This window comes from Amycolatopsis sp. NBC_00355 (assembly GCF_036104975.1).
In the GTDB taxonomy this organism is placed as follows: Bacteria; Actinomycetota; Actinomycetes; order Mycobacteriales; family Pseudonocardiaceae; genus Amycolatopsis.
In genome coordinates this window covers 8630624-8646047 of the sequence record NZ_CP107982.1, presented here as the reverse complement: position 1 = coordinate 8646047, position 15424 = coordinate 8630624, and the positions used below count along the sequence as shown (strand labels likewise).

General features: G+C 72.3%; 13 protein-coding genes. 6 read left to right on the top strand and 7 right to left on the bottom strand.

Annotated features, from left to right (window positions below):
* Positions 1-190: 190 nt before the first annotated feature.
* Together OHS18_RS39930 and OHS18_RS39925 are read right to left on the bottom strand one after the other, a co-directional pair.
* Entirely contained in the window at positions 191-1207 is a 1017-nt protein-coding gene (locus tag OHS18_RS39930; RefSeq protein WP_328614290.1) for an NAD(P)H-dependent glycerol-3-phosphate dehydrogenase, read from the bottom strand.
* Positions 1207-1911, bottom strand: coding sequence for a lysophospholipid acyltransferase family protein (locus OHS18_RS39925; RefSeq protein ID WP_328443570.1), 705 nt, complete (start codon positions 1909-1911; stop codon positions 1207-1209). The genes OHS18_RS39930 and OHS18_RS39925 overlap by 1 nt, the downstream gene beginning before the upstream one ends.
* Before the next feature lie 562 nt (positions 1912-2473).
* Here OHS18_RS39925 and cofC point away from each other — a divergent pair.
* From cofC to OHS18_RS39910, 3 genes are read left to right on the top strand one after another with little or no spacing between them, the layout of a single operon-like run.
* Entirely contained in the window at positions 2474-3124 is a 651-nt protein-coding gene (cofC, locus tag OHS18_RS39920; protein ID WP_328614289.1) for a 2-phospho-L-lactate guanylyltransferase, read from the top strand.
* Between the two features lie 55 nt (positions 3125-3179).
* Complete coding sequence (locus OHS18_RS39915) at positions 3180-5576, top strand: RNA degradosome polyphosphate kinase (protein ID WP_328614288.1); 2397 nt, start codon at positions 3180-3182, stop codon at positions 5574-5576.
* Positions 5573-6526 carry an NUDIX hydrolase gene (locus tag OHS18_RS39910; protein WP_328614287.1) on the top strand — a complete coding sequence of 318 codons (954 nt, stop codon included), beginning with the start codon at positions 5573-5575 and terminating at the stop codon, positions 6524-6526. The genes OHS18_RS39915 and OHS18_RS39910 overlap by 4 nt, the downstream gene beginning before the upstream one ends.
* Before the next feature lie 126 nt (positions 6527-6652).
* On the opposite strand, the gene OHS18_RS39905 is transcribed toward OHS18_RS39910, so the two are convergent.
* The 4 genes from OHS18_RS39905 to leuC all read right to left on the bottom strand — a co-directional run bounded on the left by OHS18_RS39905 (position 6653) and on the right by leuC (position 13134).
* Positions 6653-9391 (bottom strand): AfsR/SARP family transcriptional regulator, encoded by a 2739-nt coding sequence (locus OHS18_RS39905; RefSeq protein WP_328443577.1) that lies wholly within the window; start codon positions 9389-9391, stop codon positions 6653-6655.
* Positions 9392-10110: 719 nt separating this feature from the next.
* Complete coding sequence (locus OHS18_RS39900; RefSeq protein WP_328614286.1) at positions 10111-10848, bottom strand: HU family DNA-binding protein; 738 nt, start codon at positions 10846-10848, stop codon at positions 10111-10113.
* 217 nt (positions 10849-11065) lie between these two features.
* Positions 11066-11668: a 3-isopropylmalate dehydratase small subunit gene (gene leuD / locus OHS18_RS39895; protein ID WP_328443581.1), complete on the bottom strand. Its 603-nt coding sequence runs from the start codon at positions 11666-11668 to the stop codon at positions 11066-11068.
* A 32-nt stretch (positions 11669-11700) separates the two neighbouring features.
* Complete coding sequence (leuC, locus tag OHS18_RS39890) at positions 11701-13134, bottom strand: 3-isopropylmalate dehydratase large subunit (RefSeq protein WP_328614285.1); 1434 nt, start codon at positions 13132-13134, stop codon at positions 11701-11703.
* Between the two features lie 146 nt (positions 13135-13280).
* Between leuC and OHS18_RS39885 the strand changes: the two genes are divergently transcribed.
* A complete protein-coding gene (locus tag OHS18_RS39885) occupies positions 13281-13982 on the top strand; it encodes an IclR family transcriptional regulator (RefSeq protein ID WP_163046815.1) in 702 nt (233 codons plus the stop codon).
* A gap of 108 nt (positions 13983-14090) precedes the next feature.
* On the opposite strand, the gene OHS18_RS39880 is transcribed toward OHS18_RS39885, so the two are convergent.
* Positions 14091-14405, bottom strand: a complete 315-nt coding sequence (locus OHS18_RS39880) for a nuclear transport factor 2 family protein (RefSeq protein ID WP_328614284.1) — start codon at positions 14403-14405, stop codon at positions 14091-14093.
* 119 nt (positions 14406-14524) lie between these two features.
* On the opposite strand from OHS18_RS39880, the gene OHS18_RS39875 reads away from it, so the two are divergent.
* Positions 14525-14782 carry a hypothetical protein gene (locus OHS18_RS39875; RefSeq protein ID WP_328443593.1) on the top strand — a complete coding sequence of 86 codons (258 nt, stop codon included), beginning with the start codon at positions 14525-14527 and terminating at the stop codon, positions 14780-14782.
* Positions 14783-14843: 61 nt separating this feature from the next.
* On the top strand, positions 14844-15419 hold the full coding sequence (locus tag OHS18_RS39870) for a hypothetical protein (RefSeq protein WP_328443595.1): 576 nt from the start codon (positions 14844-14846) through the stop codon (positions 15417-15419).
* Positions 15420-15424 lie beyond the last annotated feature (5 nt).

The following is a 15424-nucleotide window of genomic DNA, read 5'->3' as shown; positions in this document are numbered from 1 at the left end:
AAAAGGGGGTGCCGAGCTGGGCCGGGGCGGGGTTCACCGACAACAGCGACACGCGCACACGACGGCGCGGAGGTCGTGACGACCCCGCGACTCGATCATGGTGTGCGCGAACATGGCGCTCAGAGTTCCAGCCGCCACGAGGCCGGTCAAGCAGCTCCCAGCATCCGGGCGGTACGTCACGCCCGGCCGGTCAGGACCACTCGTGTTTCTGGGAGCGGCCCAGGAGTTCGGCGCCGGCCTGGCGCGGGTCGACACCCTCGTGGCAGACGCGGTGCATCGCGTCCGTGATCGGCATGTCGACACCGACGCTGTGCGCCAGCGCCCGGATCGACGAGCACGACATGACGCCCTCGGCGACCTGCCCGCCGGCGGCGGCCTGGGCCTGCTCCAGCGTGTCGCCGCGGCCGAGTCGCTCCCCGAAAGTCCGGTTGCGCGAAAGCGGCGACGAGCACGTCGCGACCAGGTCGCCGACCCCGGCGAGCCCGGCGAACGTCAGCGGGTCGGCGCCGAGCTTCGCGCCGAGCCGGGCCATCTCGGCCAGGCCGCGGGTGATCAGCGTCGCCATCGTGTTCGTGCCGAGGCCGAGGCCCGCGGCCATCCCGGTGCTCAGCGCGATGACGTTCTTGCACGCCCCGCCCAGCTCGCAGCCGACGACGTCGGTGTTGGTGTAGGGCCGGAAGTAGGAGTTGGCGCTGGCGCGCTGGATCGCCACCGCGCGCTCGTGGTCGGCGCAGGCGAGCACCGACGCGGCCGGCTGCCCGGCGGCGATCTCCTTGGACAGGTTCGGCCCGGTGACGACCACGACCTCGCCGGCCGGGACCCCGACGATCTCGGCGATCACCTCGCTCATCCGCTTGAGCGTGCCGAGTTCGACGCCCTTGGCGAGGCTGACGAGGATCGTGTCGGCCGGCAGCAGGGTGCGCCACTCCGAGAGGTTCGCCCGCAGGCTCTGGCTGGGCACGCCCAGCACCACGGCGTCGGCGCCGTCGAGGGCCTCGGCCGGGTCGGTGGTCGCCGTGATGGTGTCCGGCAGGTCGATCCCGGGCAGGTACGCGGAGTTGGCGTGGCGCTCGCGGATGTCCGCGGCGACCTGCTCACGGCGCGCCCACATCGTGACGTCGCGCCCGGCGTCGCCGAGCACCTTCGCGAAGGCGGTGCCCCACGAACCGGCGCCGAGCACGGTGACCCGCTGGACGTCGGCGCGCATCAGGCGGGATCCCCCGGCTTCGCCACCGGCGGCTCCTCGTGCCGGACCTCGCCGAGCAGGCGGGTCACGTCGTCCATCATCACCTTCGTGACTTCGCGCAGCTTCGACGCGCTGCGCGTGTTGCCGCCGCGGTAGGCGGACAGGTCGAGCGGGTCGCCGACGAAGTGCGTGACGGTCTTGCGCGGGAACGGCGTGAACTTCTTCGTGTAGCCGTTGAAGATCTGGCTGGTGCCCCAGCGCGCGATCGGGATCACCGGGACGTCGTTCTGCAGCGCGAGCCGGGCGGCGCCGGTGAAGGACTCCTTCGGCCAGCCGGCCGGGTCCTTGGTGATGGTGCCCTCGGGGTAGATCACGACGAGCTTCCCCTGCTGGAGGGCGTCGTGCGCGGCCTTGAGACTGTCCCCGGCGGCGGCCGAGCCGCGCGAGACGGGGATCTGCCCGGCGCCGACGAAGATCTTCCCGAAGATCGGCGTCCGGGTCAGCGACTCCTTGCCGAGGAAGCGCGGCACCCGCTTCTGGCGGTGCACGAACACGGCGTCGACGACGGGATCGAGGTGCGAGATGTGGTTCATCACGAGCAGCGCGGGCCCTTGGCGCGGGATCTTCTCGTTCCCGACGTACACCCGCCGCCCGATCCCGGTCACCGGATAGAACAGTACGGCGGCGAGTCCCACCCAGAAGCCGCCCTTTTCACGCCGGGCCACAGTCTTCCTCCTCCACAGCTCACGTCCGCCCTTGATCCTGCCGCGCCGGGGTCGGAGCGGTCCAGGGAGGGTGGCTGACGGCGCGCACCCCCAGGTGGAACGCCCCTGCTCCGTCCCGGCCCGGGCGGGGCGGGGCGGGGCGGGACCCGGCCGAGTCGGGTCGGGGCCGGGTTGGGCTGGGCTGACCCAACCCAGCCCGGGCTGGGTCGAGTCGGGCCGGGCTGGGTTGGGTTGGGTCGGGCCGAGTCGGGCCGGCCTGGGCTGGACTGGGTCGGTCGGCGCGGGCGCGAGCAGTACGCGGAGCACGGTGGTCCGCACCTAGCGCGGCCGGACGGGCTCGGGGGTCGTGAGTGTTTAGGGCGGTTCTAACCGCCCTAAACACTCACGACCAGCCGCGGCAGACCCGGAACAGCGGCTCTGGGCCGCCCGGCCATCCCAGGGCGGGCGGTCCACCCCGACAAGCCCGCCCGCCGGCCTCCGGAGTTGTCCACAACGTGGCCCACCTGTGGACAACCTCCCCGCCGGCGCCCAAGGCAGCTGGCTTTGGGGTAAAGATGGACGGGTGGACGTGGACCTGGTCGTGCCGATGAAACACCCCCGCGACGGGAAGTCGCGGCTGCGTGGTGCCGTGGAACGGGAGCGGCATCCCGGGCTGGTGCTGGCGCTCGCCGCCGACACGCTCGCCGCCGTGGTCGCCACCGCTCGGGTGCGGCGGGTGCTTCTCGTCGCCGCCGATCCCGAGGCCGTCGCGGAGCTCCGGGACCTCGGGATCGAGATCGTCGGGGAAGGCGACCAGGGAGCGGGCGGAACAGAACGCACCCTCAACGCCGCCTTCCGGCTCGGGGCCGAGCTGCTCCGGAAAGACGACCCGACGGCCGTCGTCGGGGCGCTGCAGGCCGACCTTCCCGCCCTGCGTGCGGGCGATCTTTCGGCCGCGCTCGGCGAGGCCGCGGGGCGGCGGGCCTTCGTCGCCGATCGGCAGGGCACCGGCACCACGCTGCTGCTGTCCGCCCCCGGCGCGCCGCTGGACCCGCGGTTCGGGCCCGGCTCGGCGCGGGCGCACGGGGCTTCCGGGGCCGTCCGGCTCGGGGGTGAGCTGCCGTCGCTGCGCAGTGACGTCGACACGCCCGAAGACCTCGCCCATGTCCGGCGCCTCGGTGTCGGGAAACACACCGCCGCCCGGCTCGGGGAACCCTGCGCCGCACCCGGCTGAGCTGTTCATCTGACCTTCACCGCGACCGGAGCAAATCCGCGTGGCTTAGTGAAGAATGGGTTCCGTGAGCACAGACGACGGCAGCACACCCGCACCGCGGAGGCGACGGAACACGACGACCGGGTCCTCGGAAACGCCGAAGGAAGCACCCAAGAAGGCCGCCGAGAAGGCCACCGCGGCCAAAGCCGCGGCGGTCAAGAAGGTCCCTTCGAAGTCCACCGCGCGCGACACCGCGGCCCGTGCCACCGCCGGCAAGGCCCGAGTCCGCAAGAGCACGCCCGCCGCGTCGACGCCCCGCCGCCGCAGCTCCGCGCAGGGCAACCCGCGCGGGGCCGAGGAGTTCCGTGCTGTCCCGTCGGCGCCGCCGGCCGTCACCTCCGCGCCGACCGCGGCCGAGACGCTGCCGGACGACCGGTACTTCAACCGCGAGCTGTCGTGGCAGGACTTCAACGCCCGCGTGCTCGCGCTGGCTGAGGACGAGTCGCAGCCGCTGCTCGAACGGACGAAGTTCCTCGCGATCTTCGCGTCCAATCTGGACGAGTTCTACATGGTCCGCGTCGCCGGTCTGAAGCGCCGCGACGAGACCGGCCTGCTGGTGCGCAGCGCGGACGGGCTCACCCCGCGCGAACAGCTCGACTACATCTCCAAGCGCAACCAGGACCTGGTCGAGCGGCAGACCGGCGCGTTCGAGAAGCACCTGCGCCCGCAGCTGGCCGAGCACGACATCCGGATCGTCGGCTGGGCCGACCTCACCGGCGCCGACCAGCTGCGCCTGTCGAGCTACTTCTCCGAGCAGATCTTCCCGGTGCTGACGCCGCTGGCCGTCGACCCGGCGCACCCGTTCCCCTACATCTCCGGCCTGTCGCTCAACCTCGCGGTCACGGTCCGGGACCCGGAGGGCGGCACCGAGCGGTTCGCCCGGGTGAAGGTGCCGAGCAACGTGCCGCGGCTGATGCGCGTCGAAAACGAGCGGACCAGCCGGACCGCGACCTTCCTGCCCCTGGAAGAGCTGATCGCGGCGCACCTCGGCGAGCTGTTCACCGGCATGGACGTCACCGAGCACCACGTCTTCCGCGTCACCCGCAACGCCGACTTCGAGGTCGACGAAGACCGGGACGAGGACCTGCTGCAGGCCCTCGAGCGCGAGCTGGCGCAGCGCCGGTTCGGCCCGCCGGTGCGCCTCGAGGTCGCGCTGGACATGAGCGAGCACATGCTCGAGCTGCTGCTGCGCGAGCTGGACGTCGACCCGGCGGACGTCGTCGAGGTCCCCGGCCTGCTGGACCTGACCTGCCTGCACCAGCTGTCCGGGGTGGACCGCAAGGAGCTCAAGGACCGGCCGTTCGTGCCGGCGACGCACCCGGCGTTCGGCGAGCGCGAGACGCCGAAGAGCGTCTTCGCCACGCTGCGCGAGGGTGACGTGCTGGTGCACCACCCGTACGACTCCTTCTCCACGAGTGTGCAGCGGTTCATCGAGCAGGCCGCGGCCGACTCGAAGGTCCTCGCGATCAAGCAGACGCTGTACCGGACCTCGGGCGACTCGCCGATCGTCGACGCGCTGATCGACGCCGCGGAGGCGGGCAAGCAGGTCGTCGCGCTGGTCGAGATCAAGGCCCGGTTCGACGAGCAGGCCAACATCACCTGGGCGCGGACGCTGGAGCGCGCGGGCGTGCACGTCGTGTACGGCCTGGTCGGGCTGAAGACGCACTGCAAGGTGTCGATGATCGTGCGCCAGGAGGGCTCGACCATCCGCCGCTACTGCCACATCGGCACCGGCAACTACAACCCGAAGACCGCGCGGCTCTACGAGGACATCGGCCTGTTCACCGCCGACCCGAGCATCGGCGCCGACGTCACCGACCTGTTCAACGTGCTGACCGGCTACTCCCGGCAGGACACCTACCGGACGATACTGACGTCGCCGCACGGCATCCGCCGCGGCATCGTGCGCGCGATCGGCGAGGAGATCGAGCTGGCCCGGGCCGGGCAGCAGGCCGGGATCCGGATCAAGTGCAACTCGCTGGTCGACGAGCAGGTCATCGACGCGCTCTACCACGCGTCGCAGGCCGGTGTGCCGGTCGAGATCGTGGTGCGCGGGATCTGCACGCTCAAGCCCGGCGTCGAAGGCCTGTCCGAGAACATCCACGTCCGGTCGATCCTCGGCCGGTTCCTGGAGCACTCGCGGATCTTCAACTTCCGCGCCGGCGGCACGCACTGGATCGGCAGCGCGGACATGATGCACCGCAACCTGGACCGGCGGATCGAGGCGCTGGTGCGGGTCAAGGACCCGAAGCTGACGCGCCAGCTCGACGACATCTTCGACTCGGCGCTCGACCCGGCGACCCGCTGCTGGGTGCTCACCGCGAGCGGCGAGTGGTCGCCGTTCCCGGCGGACGGTTCGCGCGTGCGGGACCACCAGCTCGAGCTCGCCAAGCTGCACGGGGCCGCCGGATGACCGAAGAGGTACGGGCGGCCGGCGCGGTGTTGTGGCGCCTCGCCGGAGGGGCGACCGAGGTCGCCCTGGTCCACCGCCCGCGGTACGACGACTGGTCGCTGCCGAAGGGAAAGCTCGACGCCGGCGAGACGACGGCCGAGGCCGCCGTGCGGGAGGTCCGGGAAGAGACCGGTTTCCGCGCGGTGCTGGGCCGGTACCTGGCCCGGACGTCCTACCGGGTGCCCGCGAAGCGCGGGTCCGGGACGGTGCCGAAGACCGTCGACTACTTCAGCGCGGAAGCCGTCTCCGGTGCGTTCGAGGAGAACGACGAAGTCGACGAGCTGCGCTGGCTCGAACCGACCGTCGCGGAGAAACTGCTGACGCGGCACGAGGACGTCCGCGTGCTGCGCGCGTTCTGCGAGCTGCCGGTCGGGCTGACGACGCTGCTGCTGGTGCGGCACGCGAAAGCCGGCAAGCGTGACGGCTGGAACGGCGACGACGACCTCCGTCCGCTGTCGGAAGCCGGCTTGCGGCAGGCCGCGGGGCTGCGGCGGGTGCTGGCGTTGTCCGCCCCGGACCGGGTGCTGTCGGCGCCGCGGCTGCGGTGCGTCCAGACCGTGCACGGGATCGCCGAGGACATCGGCGCCGAGGTGCGGCACGAGCCGCTGCTGTCCGAAGAGGGCTACTGGCCGGATCCGGTGCTGGGCGTCGCGCGGCTGCTGGCGATCGCCGGTGACGGCGGCACGCCGGTGGTGGCGAGCCAGGGCGGCGTGATCCCGGACCTGGTGAGCGCGCTGGCCGACCGCGACGGCGTCGAGCTGAGCGCGGCGCGCGGCGGTGTGGTGCCGAGCAAGAAGGGCTCGTTCTGGGCCTTGTCGTTCCGCCCGCCGACGGCCGGAACCGGCCCGGTCCTGGTGGCGGCGGACTACCACCCGAGCGCGTTGCCCGCCCCGGCTCCCAGCCGGCACTAGCCCGAGCGCCCCACTGTGGCGTTCGGTGCGTCCGACGCACCCATGGGAGCGGCGAACTCGTCGAAGACAGCGCCGTGACAGTGGATGCCGGTGTACTGGTCCCGGTCCCCGCTGGGCCGCGCCGGGCTAGGGGTACGGCGCGTCCTTCGCCGGGGGCTCTTCTGGTGGCACCGTGGCCAGCAGTGCCTGGATCTCCGGGATGCGGGGATCTCCGAGGCGCTGGCTGGCGGCCAGCGCCTCGGCCCAGTGGCCGCCGGCCTCGCGCGTCCGGCCCGCGTGGTGTTTGAGCCGGCCCAGGGTGATCTGGACGTCGATGGTGCCGTAGTCGGCGTTGAGCTCCTTCAGTTCGGCGAGCGCGTCGAGCCCCGCCTTCTCCGCTTCGTCGTGCCGGCCGGCGCCTTCGAGCGCTTCGGCGACGTTCCCGAGGGCCAGCGCCGCGTGGTAGCGGTCGCCGAGGTCGGCGAAGGCGACGCGGGCGGCCAGGGCGGCTTCGGCGGCGTGGTCGTAGTCGTGCAGGCCGATGCGGCTCGCGCTGACGTTGAGCAGCGCGTGCGGGACGAACGTGCGCTGGCCGCGGTCGCGCGCGAGGTCGACGGCCTTGAGGGCGTAGCGCTCGGCTTCCGCGTACTCCGCGCGGACGTAGTAGGCGCCGGACAGGTTGGACAGGATCGCGACGGTCAGCGCCGTGCCGTTCCCGGTTTCGGACGCGGTCCGCGCTTCCTCCAGCGCTTCGAGGGCCTTGTCGGGCTGGAGGGTGCGCAGGTAGGCCGAGCCGAGGTTGTTGGCGCTGTACTGGAGACCGGTGTTGTCGCCGGCGTCGCGGGTGGCGGCGACGGCGATGCCGGCCGTCGCGATCCAGTCCTCGCGGTCGTGGCGTTCGGCGAAGAACCCGCGCAGCAGCCAGGCGAGCTTCCACGCGTGGGCGACCCAGCCGTGGTGGGCGGCGACGCCGACGAGCGCGGTCAGCGCCGGGCGTTCGGCGGTGTACCAGGCGATCGTGTCCTCGTGCTGGGCGAACCGGACGGGCGGCAGCGGCACCGGGTCGAGGGTGATGTCGTCGGTGAGCAGGTCGGGCCGGACCAGCTTGTTGGCCTCGGCGACGCCGGCGAGGTACCAGTCGACGAGCCGCCGCAGCGCCGCCTCCCGTTCCGGCGCCGTCGTTTCCGTCTCGACGAGCTCACCGGCGTAGACGCGCAGGAGGTCGTGGAACTGGTAGCGGTCGGTGCTGGGCTGGTTGAGCAGGTGCGCGGCGGCGAGCTGGTCGGCGAGCTCACGCGCTTCACGCAGGCCGGCGCCGGCGAGCGCGGCGGCCGAGGACAGACTGAAGGCCAGGCCGGGGTGCAGGCCCAGCAGCCGGAAGAACCGCGCGGCGGCCGGGCGCAACGCCTTGTAGGACCAGGAGAACGCGACGCGCAGGTCGGTGCCGGCGTCCTGCGGGTCGCGCAGGGTGTCGAGCCGCAGCTTCTGGTCGCGCAGCTCCTCGACGATCCCGGCCAGCGAAACGCCGGAGAAGCGGGACGCGCGTTCGCCCGCCAGCGCCAGCGCCAGCGGAAGGCGGCCGCAGAGCTGGACGAGCTCCGCGACGGCCCCGGGTTCGGCGGCGATGCGCTGCGGCCCGACGCTCCCCGCGAGCAGCGCTTCGGCGTCACGGTCGTCGAAGGAGCGCAGGGCGATGCGGCGCGCGCCGTCGCGGGCGACCAGGCCGCGCAGCTGGTTGCGGCTGGTCACGACGACGAGGTTGCCGGCGCCGGGCAGCAGCGGGCGGACCTGGTCGGCGTCGCGGGCGTTGTCGAGCAGCATCAGCGTGCGGCTGCCGGCCAGCCGGCTGCGCAGCAGGCCGGAGCGTTCCTCCACTGTGGAAGGCCACGTCTCGGGCGGGACGCCGAGCGCGCGCAGGAAGCCGGCCAGCGCCGTCTCCGGTGTGACGGGGGTGCCCGCGGAGTGCCCCCGCAGGTCGAGGAACAGCTGGCCGCCGGGGAAGCGGTCGCGGACGCGGTGGGACCAGTGCACGGCCAGCGACGTCTTGCCGACACCGGCGGTGCCTTCGATGACGACGATGCCCGACGCGCCGCCCGGCGGGAGCCGGTCCAGCTCGGCGAGTTCGGTACCGCGGCCGGTGAAGCCGGCGACGTCGAAGGGCAGCTGACGCGGGACTTCGGTGCGGGCGGCGGGTTCGGCGTCGGCGGCGAGCAGCTCGGCGTGCAGGCGGCGCAGGTCCTCGCCGGGCTCGACGCCGAGCTCGTCGGCCAGCAGCGCGCGGAGCCCGGCGTAGCGGGACAGCGCTTCGGCGCGGCGCCCGGACCGGGCGAGGACCCGGACCAGCCGTTCCCACAAGGATTCCCGCAGCGGGTGCTGCGAGACGAGGTCGGTGAGCTCGGCGATGAGCCGCGCGTCCGGGACGAGCCCGCCGTCGAGGTCGATCCGCTGCTCGACGGCGAACAGGTACCGCTCGGTCAGCAGCGGCCCCCATTCGGCCGTCAGGGTGGGCGATCCGACGCCTTCGAGCGGGGCGCCGCCCCAGCCGTCGAGGGCGGTGGTGAGCAGGGTGCGGCGGTGCGCGGGTTCGGTGGTGGCCGCGGCCTGGTCCAGGGTGCGCAGGAAGCGCAGGGCGTCCACCCGGGACGGGTCCACGACCAGCCGGTACCCCTCCGGCTCGGTGACGACGGTGTCTTCGCCGCACAGGCGGCGCAGGCGCATCACGTACGTCTGCAGGCTCCCCCGGATGTGCGCGGGCGGCGCTTCGCCCCAGACGCCGCGCGCGAGGGTGTCGATCGAGACCAGGCGGCCCGCGGCCAGCGCGAGCGTCGCGAGCAGCGCGCGCTGGCGGGAACTGGTGAGCAGGACCGGCGAACCGTCGACGAGCACCTGGAAGGACCCGAGAAGCCGGATGTCGATGGTGGTCGCCCCCAGGTTCGCCTAGCGCGGCTGCCGGGCCCGCCCGACGCGGGTTCCGAGAAAGGCAGCGTGGCATCACTCGGCCGGGCGCTCAAGCGACTTGACGAAATTGGGCGGAACCGGTCCCGGCGCTGCGGGAGTCGCCCGAGTGGCGGTGTGCGGGTTCCTTTCGGGAAAGGAGAGCTCGCCGTGAGTAACTCTTACGGTACACGCGAATACGGCTCACGTTTCCGAGGCGCCGGCTCACGTACCGGAAGGGTCGGCTCGCGCGCCTGGACAGTCGGCTCGCGTACCGGAAGGGTCGGTTCGCGTACCTGGACAGTCGACTCACGCTTCCGGACGGTCGGTTCGCGTACCGGAAGGGTCGGCTCGCGCACCCGGACAGTCGGCTCGCGTACCGGAGGGGTCGGTTCGCGCACCTGGACAGTCGACTCACGCTTCCGGACGGTCGGTTCGCATACCGGAGGGTCGTTCGCGTACTCGGGCAGTGGCTCGCATGCCGAAAGAGTCGTTCGGTTGCCCGGAGGGTCGGTTCGTGAGCCGCCCTCCGGGTACGTGAGTCGACTCCTGGGTACGTGAGCCGATCGTCCGGGGTGGGATTGCTTCTGGCGCACCGGGGTGTGAAGCAGGCAGGGCCCCGTGCTCGGCTGCGCGGGGCCCTGCCTGGGAAAACTCCGTCGGGAGGGGGGTCAGCTCTTCTTGGCCGCGGTCGACGTCCGCCTGGCCGGAGCCTTCGCCGCGGTCGTCTTGGCCGCGGTCGTCTTCGCGGCCGTGGTCGTCTTGGCCGGCGTGGTCTTGGCCGCCGTGGTGCGGGTGGCGGCGGGCTTGCGGGCCGTGGTCGTCTTCGCCGCTGTCGTCTTCGGGGCCGCCTTTGCCCGCGTGGTGGTCGCCTTGGCCGGCGCGGCCTTGGCGGCCGTCGCCTTGGCCGCGGCGGGCTTCGCCGCTGCGCGGGTCGCGGCCGGCTTCGCCGTGGTGGCGCGCGTGCGGGTGGCCGTCGCGCGGGCGGTGGCGGGTTTCGCCGCGGCCGCGCGGGGCGTGGTGGCCCGGGTGCTGGTGGTCTTGGCCGGCGCGGACGCCTTGGCCACGGCCGCACGCGTGGTCGTGGCGGCCGCCGTGGCGCGCCTGACCGGCGTGGCCTTGGCCAGCTTCTTCGCACCGGAAATGACGTCCTTGAAGGTCGTCCCCGCACGGAAAGCGGGCACATTGGTCTTCTTCACGCGGACGGCTTCGCCGGTGCGCGGGTTGCGCGCGGTGCGAGCGGCGCGGGCGCGCTTCTCGAACACGCCGAAGCCGGTGATGTTGACCTTCTCGCCCTTGTTGACCGTCCGGATGATGATGTCGACCAGACCGTCAACGGCTTGCGAAGCCACCTTCTTGTCGCCCAGACGCTCCGTCAGGGCCTCGATCAGCTGGGCTTTGTTGGCCATCCAGTCCTCCAGGAAGGAAGTACCCCGTCCACGGCCGCGCCGGCCGACTAGCGACACGGTATTACCAACGCAGCGCAAATTCCAGACGTCCCGCGGGCCCTTTCCCTTGCCCCGGGGTGGGTTCCGCCGCGTGGAAGTGACCTTCGGGCATCCGTTCGCCGGATCATGAAAAAGGCGGGATCCCTTGCCGGGCAAGGGATCCCGCCTTCGGTCCGAGCTAGCCGGCGGCGATCGGCGTGGTCGTCGGCTTCCACGACGGACGGGTCGTCTCGAAGCCGTCGATCTCACCGGCATGGCGCAACGTGAGAGCGATGTCGTCGAGTCCTTCGAGCAGCCGCCAGCGGACGTAGTCGTCGATCTGGAACGGCGCGGTGAAGTCCTTGGCCCGCACGGTCTTGGTCTCGAGGTCCACCGTGACCTCGGTGCCGGGCTCGTTTTCGAGCAGCTTCCAGAGCAGTTCGACGTCGTGCTGCTCGCACTGGGCGGCCACCAGGCCGCCCTTGCCGGAGTTGCCGCGGAAGATGTCGGCGAAGCGGGCGGAGATGACCGCCCGGAAGCCGTAGTCCATCAGCGCCCAGACGGCGTGTTCGCGGGAGGAACCGGTGCCGAAGTCCGGTCCGGCGACGAGCACGCTGCCGGCGTTGAACGGCTCCTGGTTGAGGATGAACTCCTCGTCGCCGCGCCAGGCGGCGAACAGGCCGTCCTCGAAGCCGGTCCGGGTGACCCGCTTGAGGTAGACCGCCGGGATGATCTGGTCGGTGTCCACGTTGGACCGGCGCAGCGGGACGCCGACGCCGGTGTGCTGGGTGAACGGTTCCATGGTGGGAGCTCCTCTCGGGAGATCGGCTGTGGTCAGCGGGTGGCGGTGACGAGGTCTTCCGGCGACGACAGCGTGCCGCGCACGGCCGTCGCGGCGGCGACCAGCGGCGAGACCAGGTGCGTCCGGCCGCCCTTGCCCTGCCGGCCCTCGAAGTTGCGGTTCGACGTCGACGCGCTGCGCTCGCCCGGCTTCAGCTGGTCCGGGTTCATGCCCAGGCACATCGAGCAGCCGGCCTGGCGCCACTCGGCGCCCGCCTCCGTGAAGACCGTGTCCAGGCCCTCCTCTTCGGCGGCCTTGCGCACCCGCATCGAGCCGGGCACGACCAGCATCCGGACCGAGTCCGCCACCTTGCGCCCGCGCAGCACCTCGGCCGCGGCCCGCAGGTCCTCGATCCGGCCGTTGGTGCAGGAGCCGAGGAAGACGGTGTCGACCGAGATCTCGCGCAGCGGCGTCCCGGGCTTCAAGTCCATGTAGGACAACGCCTTCTCGGCGGCGACGCGGTCGTTCTCGTCCGGGATCTGCTCCGGGTCGGGCACCTCGGCGCTCAGCGGGAGGCCCTGGCCGGGGTTGGTGCCCCAGGTCACGAACGGCGTCAGCGCGCTCGCGTCGAGGTGCACCTCCTCGTCGAACTCCGCGCCGTCGTCGGTGCGCAGCTGCCGCCAGTTTTCGACCGCGGCGTCCCAATCGGCGCCCTTCGGCGAGTGCGGGCGGCCCTTCAGGTACTCGAACGTCGTCTCGTCCGGGGCGATCATCCCGGCGCGGGCGCCGGCCTCGATCGACATGTTGCAGACGGTCATCCGGGCTTCCATCGACAGCGCTTCGATGGCCTTGCCGCGGTATTCGAGGATGTACCCCTGGCCGCCGCCGGTGCCGATCTTGGCGATCACCGCGAGGATGACATCCTTGGCCGTGACGCCCGGGCGCAGCTCGCCGTCGACCGTGATCGCCATCGTCTTGAACGGCCGCAGCGGCAGCGTCTGGGTGGCCATCACGTGCTCGACCTCGGACGTCCCGATGCCGAAGGCGATGGAGCCGAACGCGCCGTGCGTGGACGTGTGGCTGTCTCCGCAGACGACGGTCATCCCGGGCTGGGTCAGGCCGAGCTGCGGGCCGATGACGTGCACGATGCCCTGCTCGGCGTCACCCATCGGGTGCAGCCGGACACCGAACTCCTTGCAGTTGCGGCGAAGGGTGTCGACCTGCGTGCGCGAGACCGGATCGGCGATGGGGAGCTCGATGTCCACGGTGGGGACGTTGTGGTCCTCGGTCGCGATGGTGAGGTCGGGGCGGCGCAGCGGCCGCCCGGCCAGCCGGAGGCCGTCGAAGGCCTGCGGGCTGGTCACTTCGTGCAGCAGGTGGAGGTCGATGTAGAGCAGGTCCGGTTCGGCGCCTTCGCCCCGGCGCACGAGGTGGCTTTCCCACACCTTCTCCGCGAGTGTGCGGGCCTTGCCGGTCGAGCTGGTCATCTCCGGCTCCTTCCACGGTTCATTGTGGTGGTGGAACTCGGGCGCACACCTGCGGAACTGGTGCGAGCCGCGAAGGAGGGGCGCAGCTCGAGTTCGGGTTTCCCAGATGCTGGACTTCCCAAAGTGCGGGACGCTAGTATCGGGTCGTGGGACAGCATAGCGGTATCGGAGTACTGGACAAAGCAGTGGCCGTTCTGCAGGCGGTCGCCGACGACCCCTGCGGCCTGGCGGAACTGTGCACGCGGACCGGTCTGCCGCGGGCGACCGCGCACCGGCTCGCGGTCGGTCTCGAGGTGCACCGCCTGCTGCGCCGCGGGCCGGACGGGCGCTGGCGCCCGGGCACGGCACTGGCCGAACTCGCGGGCGGCTCGACCGACCCGCTGCTCGACGCGGCGGGCGTGGTCCTGCCGAAACTGCGGGACGTCACCGGCGAAAGCGTGCAGCTGTACCGGCGTGACGGCGTCCAGCGCGTGTGCGTCGCGACGGCCGAACCGCCGTCCGGTCTGCGCGACACGGTCCCGATCGGTTCCCGGCTGCCGATGACGGCGGGTTCGGGCGCGAAGGTGCTGGCGGCGTGGGCGGATCCGCACACGCAGCGCACGATCCTGGCGGACGCCGTCTTCGGCGAGCGCACGCTCCTGGAAGTCCGCCGCCGCGGCTGGGCGCAGAGCGTCGCCGAGCGCGAGCCCGGCGTGGCGAGCATCTCGGCGCCGGTCCGCGATTCGGCCGGCACGGTGGTCGCGGCGGTTTCGGTGTCCGGCCCGATCGAGCGCATCGGCCGCAAGCCGGGCGCCCGCTGGGCCGCGGACCTCCTCGCGGCGGCCGACGCGCTCCAAGAGCGTCTCTGACGTCACTCCTGCCTCAGGAGCCACACAAAGCCGTGAAGGGCACCTTCAGGGACTCTGAGTCCCTGAAGGTGCCCTTCACGGCTTTTCGGGGGTGCGCGGGGGGCGGGGTTACGCCTGGCCGGTTTCGAAGCGGGCGACCTTGCCGTCCTGGACGGTGAACTTCCAGCGGGTGCGCATCGCGCCCCACGTCGAGTTCGAGTAGCTCGCGACGAACGACCGGCCGTCGTCCTGCACCGTCTCGACCGTCAGGTGCCCGTCGCCGGAGAAGATCTCCCGCTCGGTCCACTCGCCGAGGTCGCGCTCGGTGCCGTCGTCGGCCATCGTCGCGCCGGGGGTCAGCGCGGCCCGGAAGGCCGTGCGGTCGCCCGCGTTCAGCGCGTCCACGAACGCGCGCACCGCCGGGTCGCCGATCTGGTCCGTCATGCCCCCATCCCAGCAGCCGGCGGCGGCCGGTGCACCTTTTCGGGGGAACCTGGCCGCGGTGGCGTATTCGGTGACCACCGTCACGTCTCCTTCCTGTCGGAACCATGGAGGGGCACACCATGTCCACCACGCTGAACCGCCGGGCGCTCGCGATGCTCCGGGCCGTCGGGGCCGGGCGGGCCGAGCTGAGCTGCAGCTGCGAACCCGACCTGCGCGTCGACGGCCTGCCGTGCTGCGACCAGGCGACCGCGCACGACCTGGCCCGCGCCGGGCTGATCCGGCCGGCGCTCGGCCCGGCCGTCGCCGTCGGGCAGTGGGCGCCCGCGGAGCTGACCGCCGACGGCCGGCTCGCGCTGGGCACGCCGCTCGCCGCGTGAGAGGCAACCTTTCGCCCCCCTCGCGCGTGTACGCGTCAAGGAGCGCCGCGAGAGGGGAACCATGAGGATCGCCGTGGGCCTGCTGGGCCTGGGTCTGACCCTGACCGCCTGTTCCGGTTCCGGGACGCCTCCGGCCGCCCCGACCGTGACGGTGACCTCGCCGTTCCCGGTGGCCCCGACCGCGGATCCGGCCACGCTGAGCTGGGTGGACGGCTTCTGTTCCGCCGTCAACGGCTACCGCCTGCGCACCAACGCCGAGACCGAGCCACCCGGAACCGGTCCGACGACGGTCGCCGAGGCGCAGAAGGCGCTGTCCGCCCAGCTGGGCGGAATCGCGACCCGGACCGGCGAGGTGGTGGACAAGCTGGCGGCGCTGCCGCCCGCCCCGGAGCCGCTGGCGGAGACGGTCCGGACGGCGTTCGCCGCGAAGTTCACGACGTCCCGGGATCGCGCGTCCTCCGCCAAGACCCAGCTCGACCAGGCGAAGCCGGGTGATCCGGAGTCCCAGAACCCGGCGTCCGACGCGCTCAAGTGGGCGCAGACGAACCTCGACGGCACGTACGATCCGCTGACACCGCTGGCGCAGTCGACGGAGCTGATGTCCGCCGCCGCGTCCGCACCGAACTGCAAGACCTGAGCCAC

Excerpts from the sequence above, each read along its gene's own strand:
- OHS18_RS39900 (WP_328614286.1), bottom strand. The coding sequence starts at position 10,848 with ATGGCCAACAAAGCCCAGCTGATCGAGGCCCTGACGGAGCGTCTGGGC.
- OHS18_RS39915 (WP_328614288.1), top strand. The coding sequence starts at position 3,180 with ATGGGTTCCGTGAGCACAGACGACGGCAGCACACCCGCACCGCGGAGG.
- OHS18_RS39870 (WP_328443595.1), top strand. The coding sequence starts at position 14,844 with ATGAGGATCGCCGTGGGCCTGCTGGGCCTGGGTCTGACCCTGACCGCC.
- leuD (WP_328443581.1), bottom strand. The coding sequence starts at position 11,668 with ATGGAACCGTTCACCCAGCACACCGGCGTCGGCGTCCCGCTGCGCCGG.
- OHS18_RS39910 (WP_328614287.1), top strand. The coding sequence starts at position 5,573 with ATGACCGAAGAGGTACGGGCGGCCGGCGCGGTGTTGTGGCGCCTCGCC.
- OHS18_RS39880 (WP_328614284.1), bottom strand. The coding sequence starts at position 14,405 with ATGACGGACCAGATCGGCGACCCGGCGGTGCGCGCGTTCGTGGACGCG.
- OHS18_RS39875 (WP_328443593.1), top strand. The coding sequence starts at position 14,525 with ATGTCCACCACGCTGAACCGCCGGGCGCTCGCGATGCTCCGGGCCGTC.
- leuC (WP_328614285.1), bottom strand. The coding sequence starts at position 13,134 with ATGACCAGCTCGACCGGCAAGGCCCGCACACTCGCGGAGAAGGTGTGG.
- OHS18_RS39930 (WP_328614290.1), bottom strand. The coding sequence starts at position 1,207 with ATGCGCGCCGACGTCCAGCGGGTCACCGTGCTCGGCGCCGGTTCGTGG.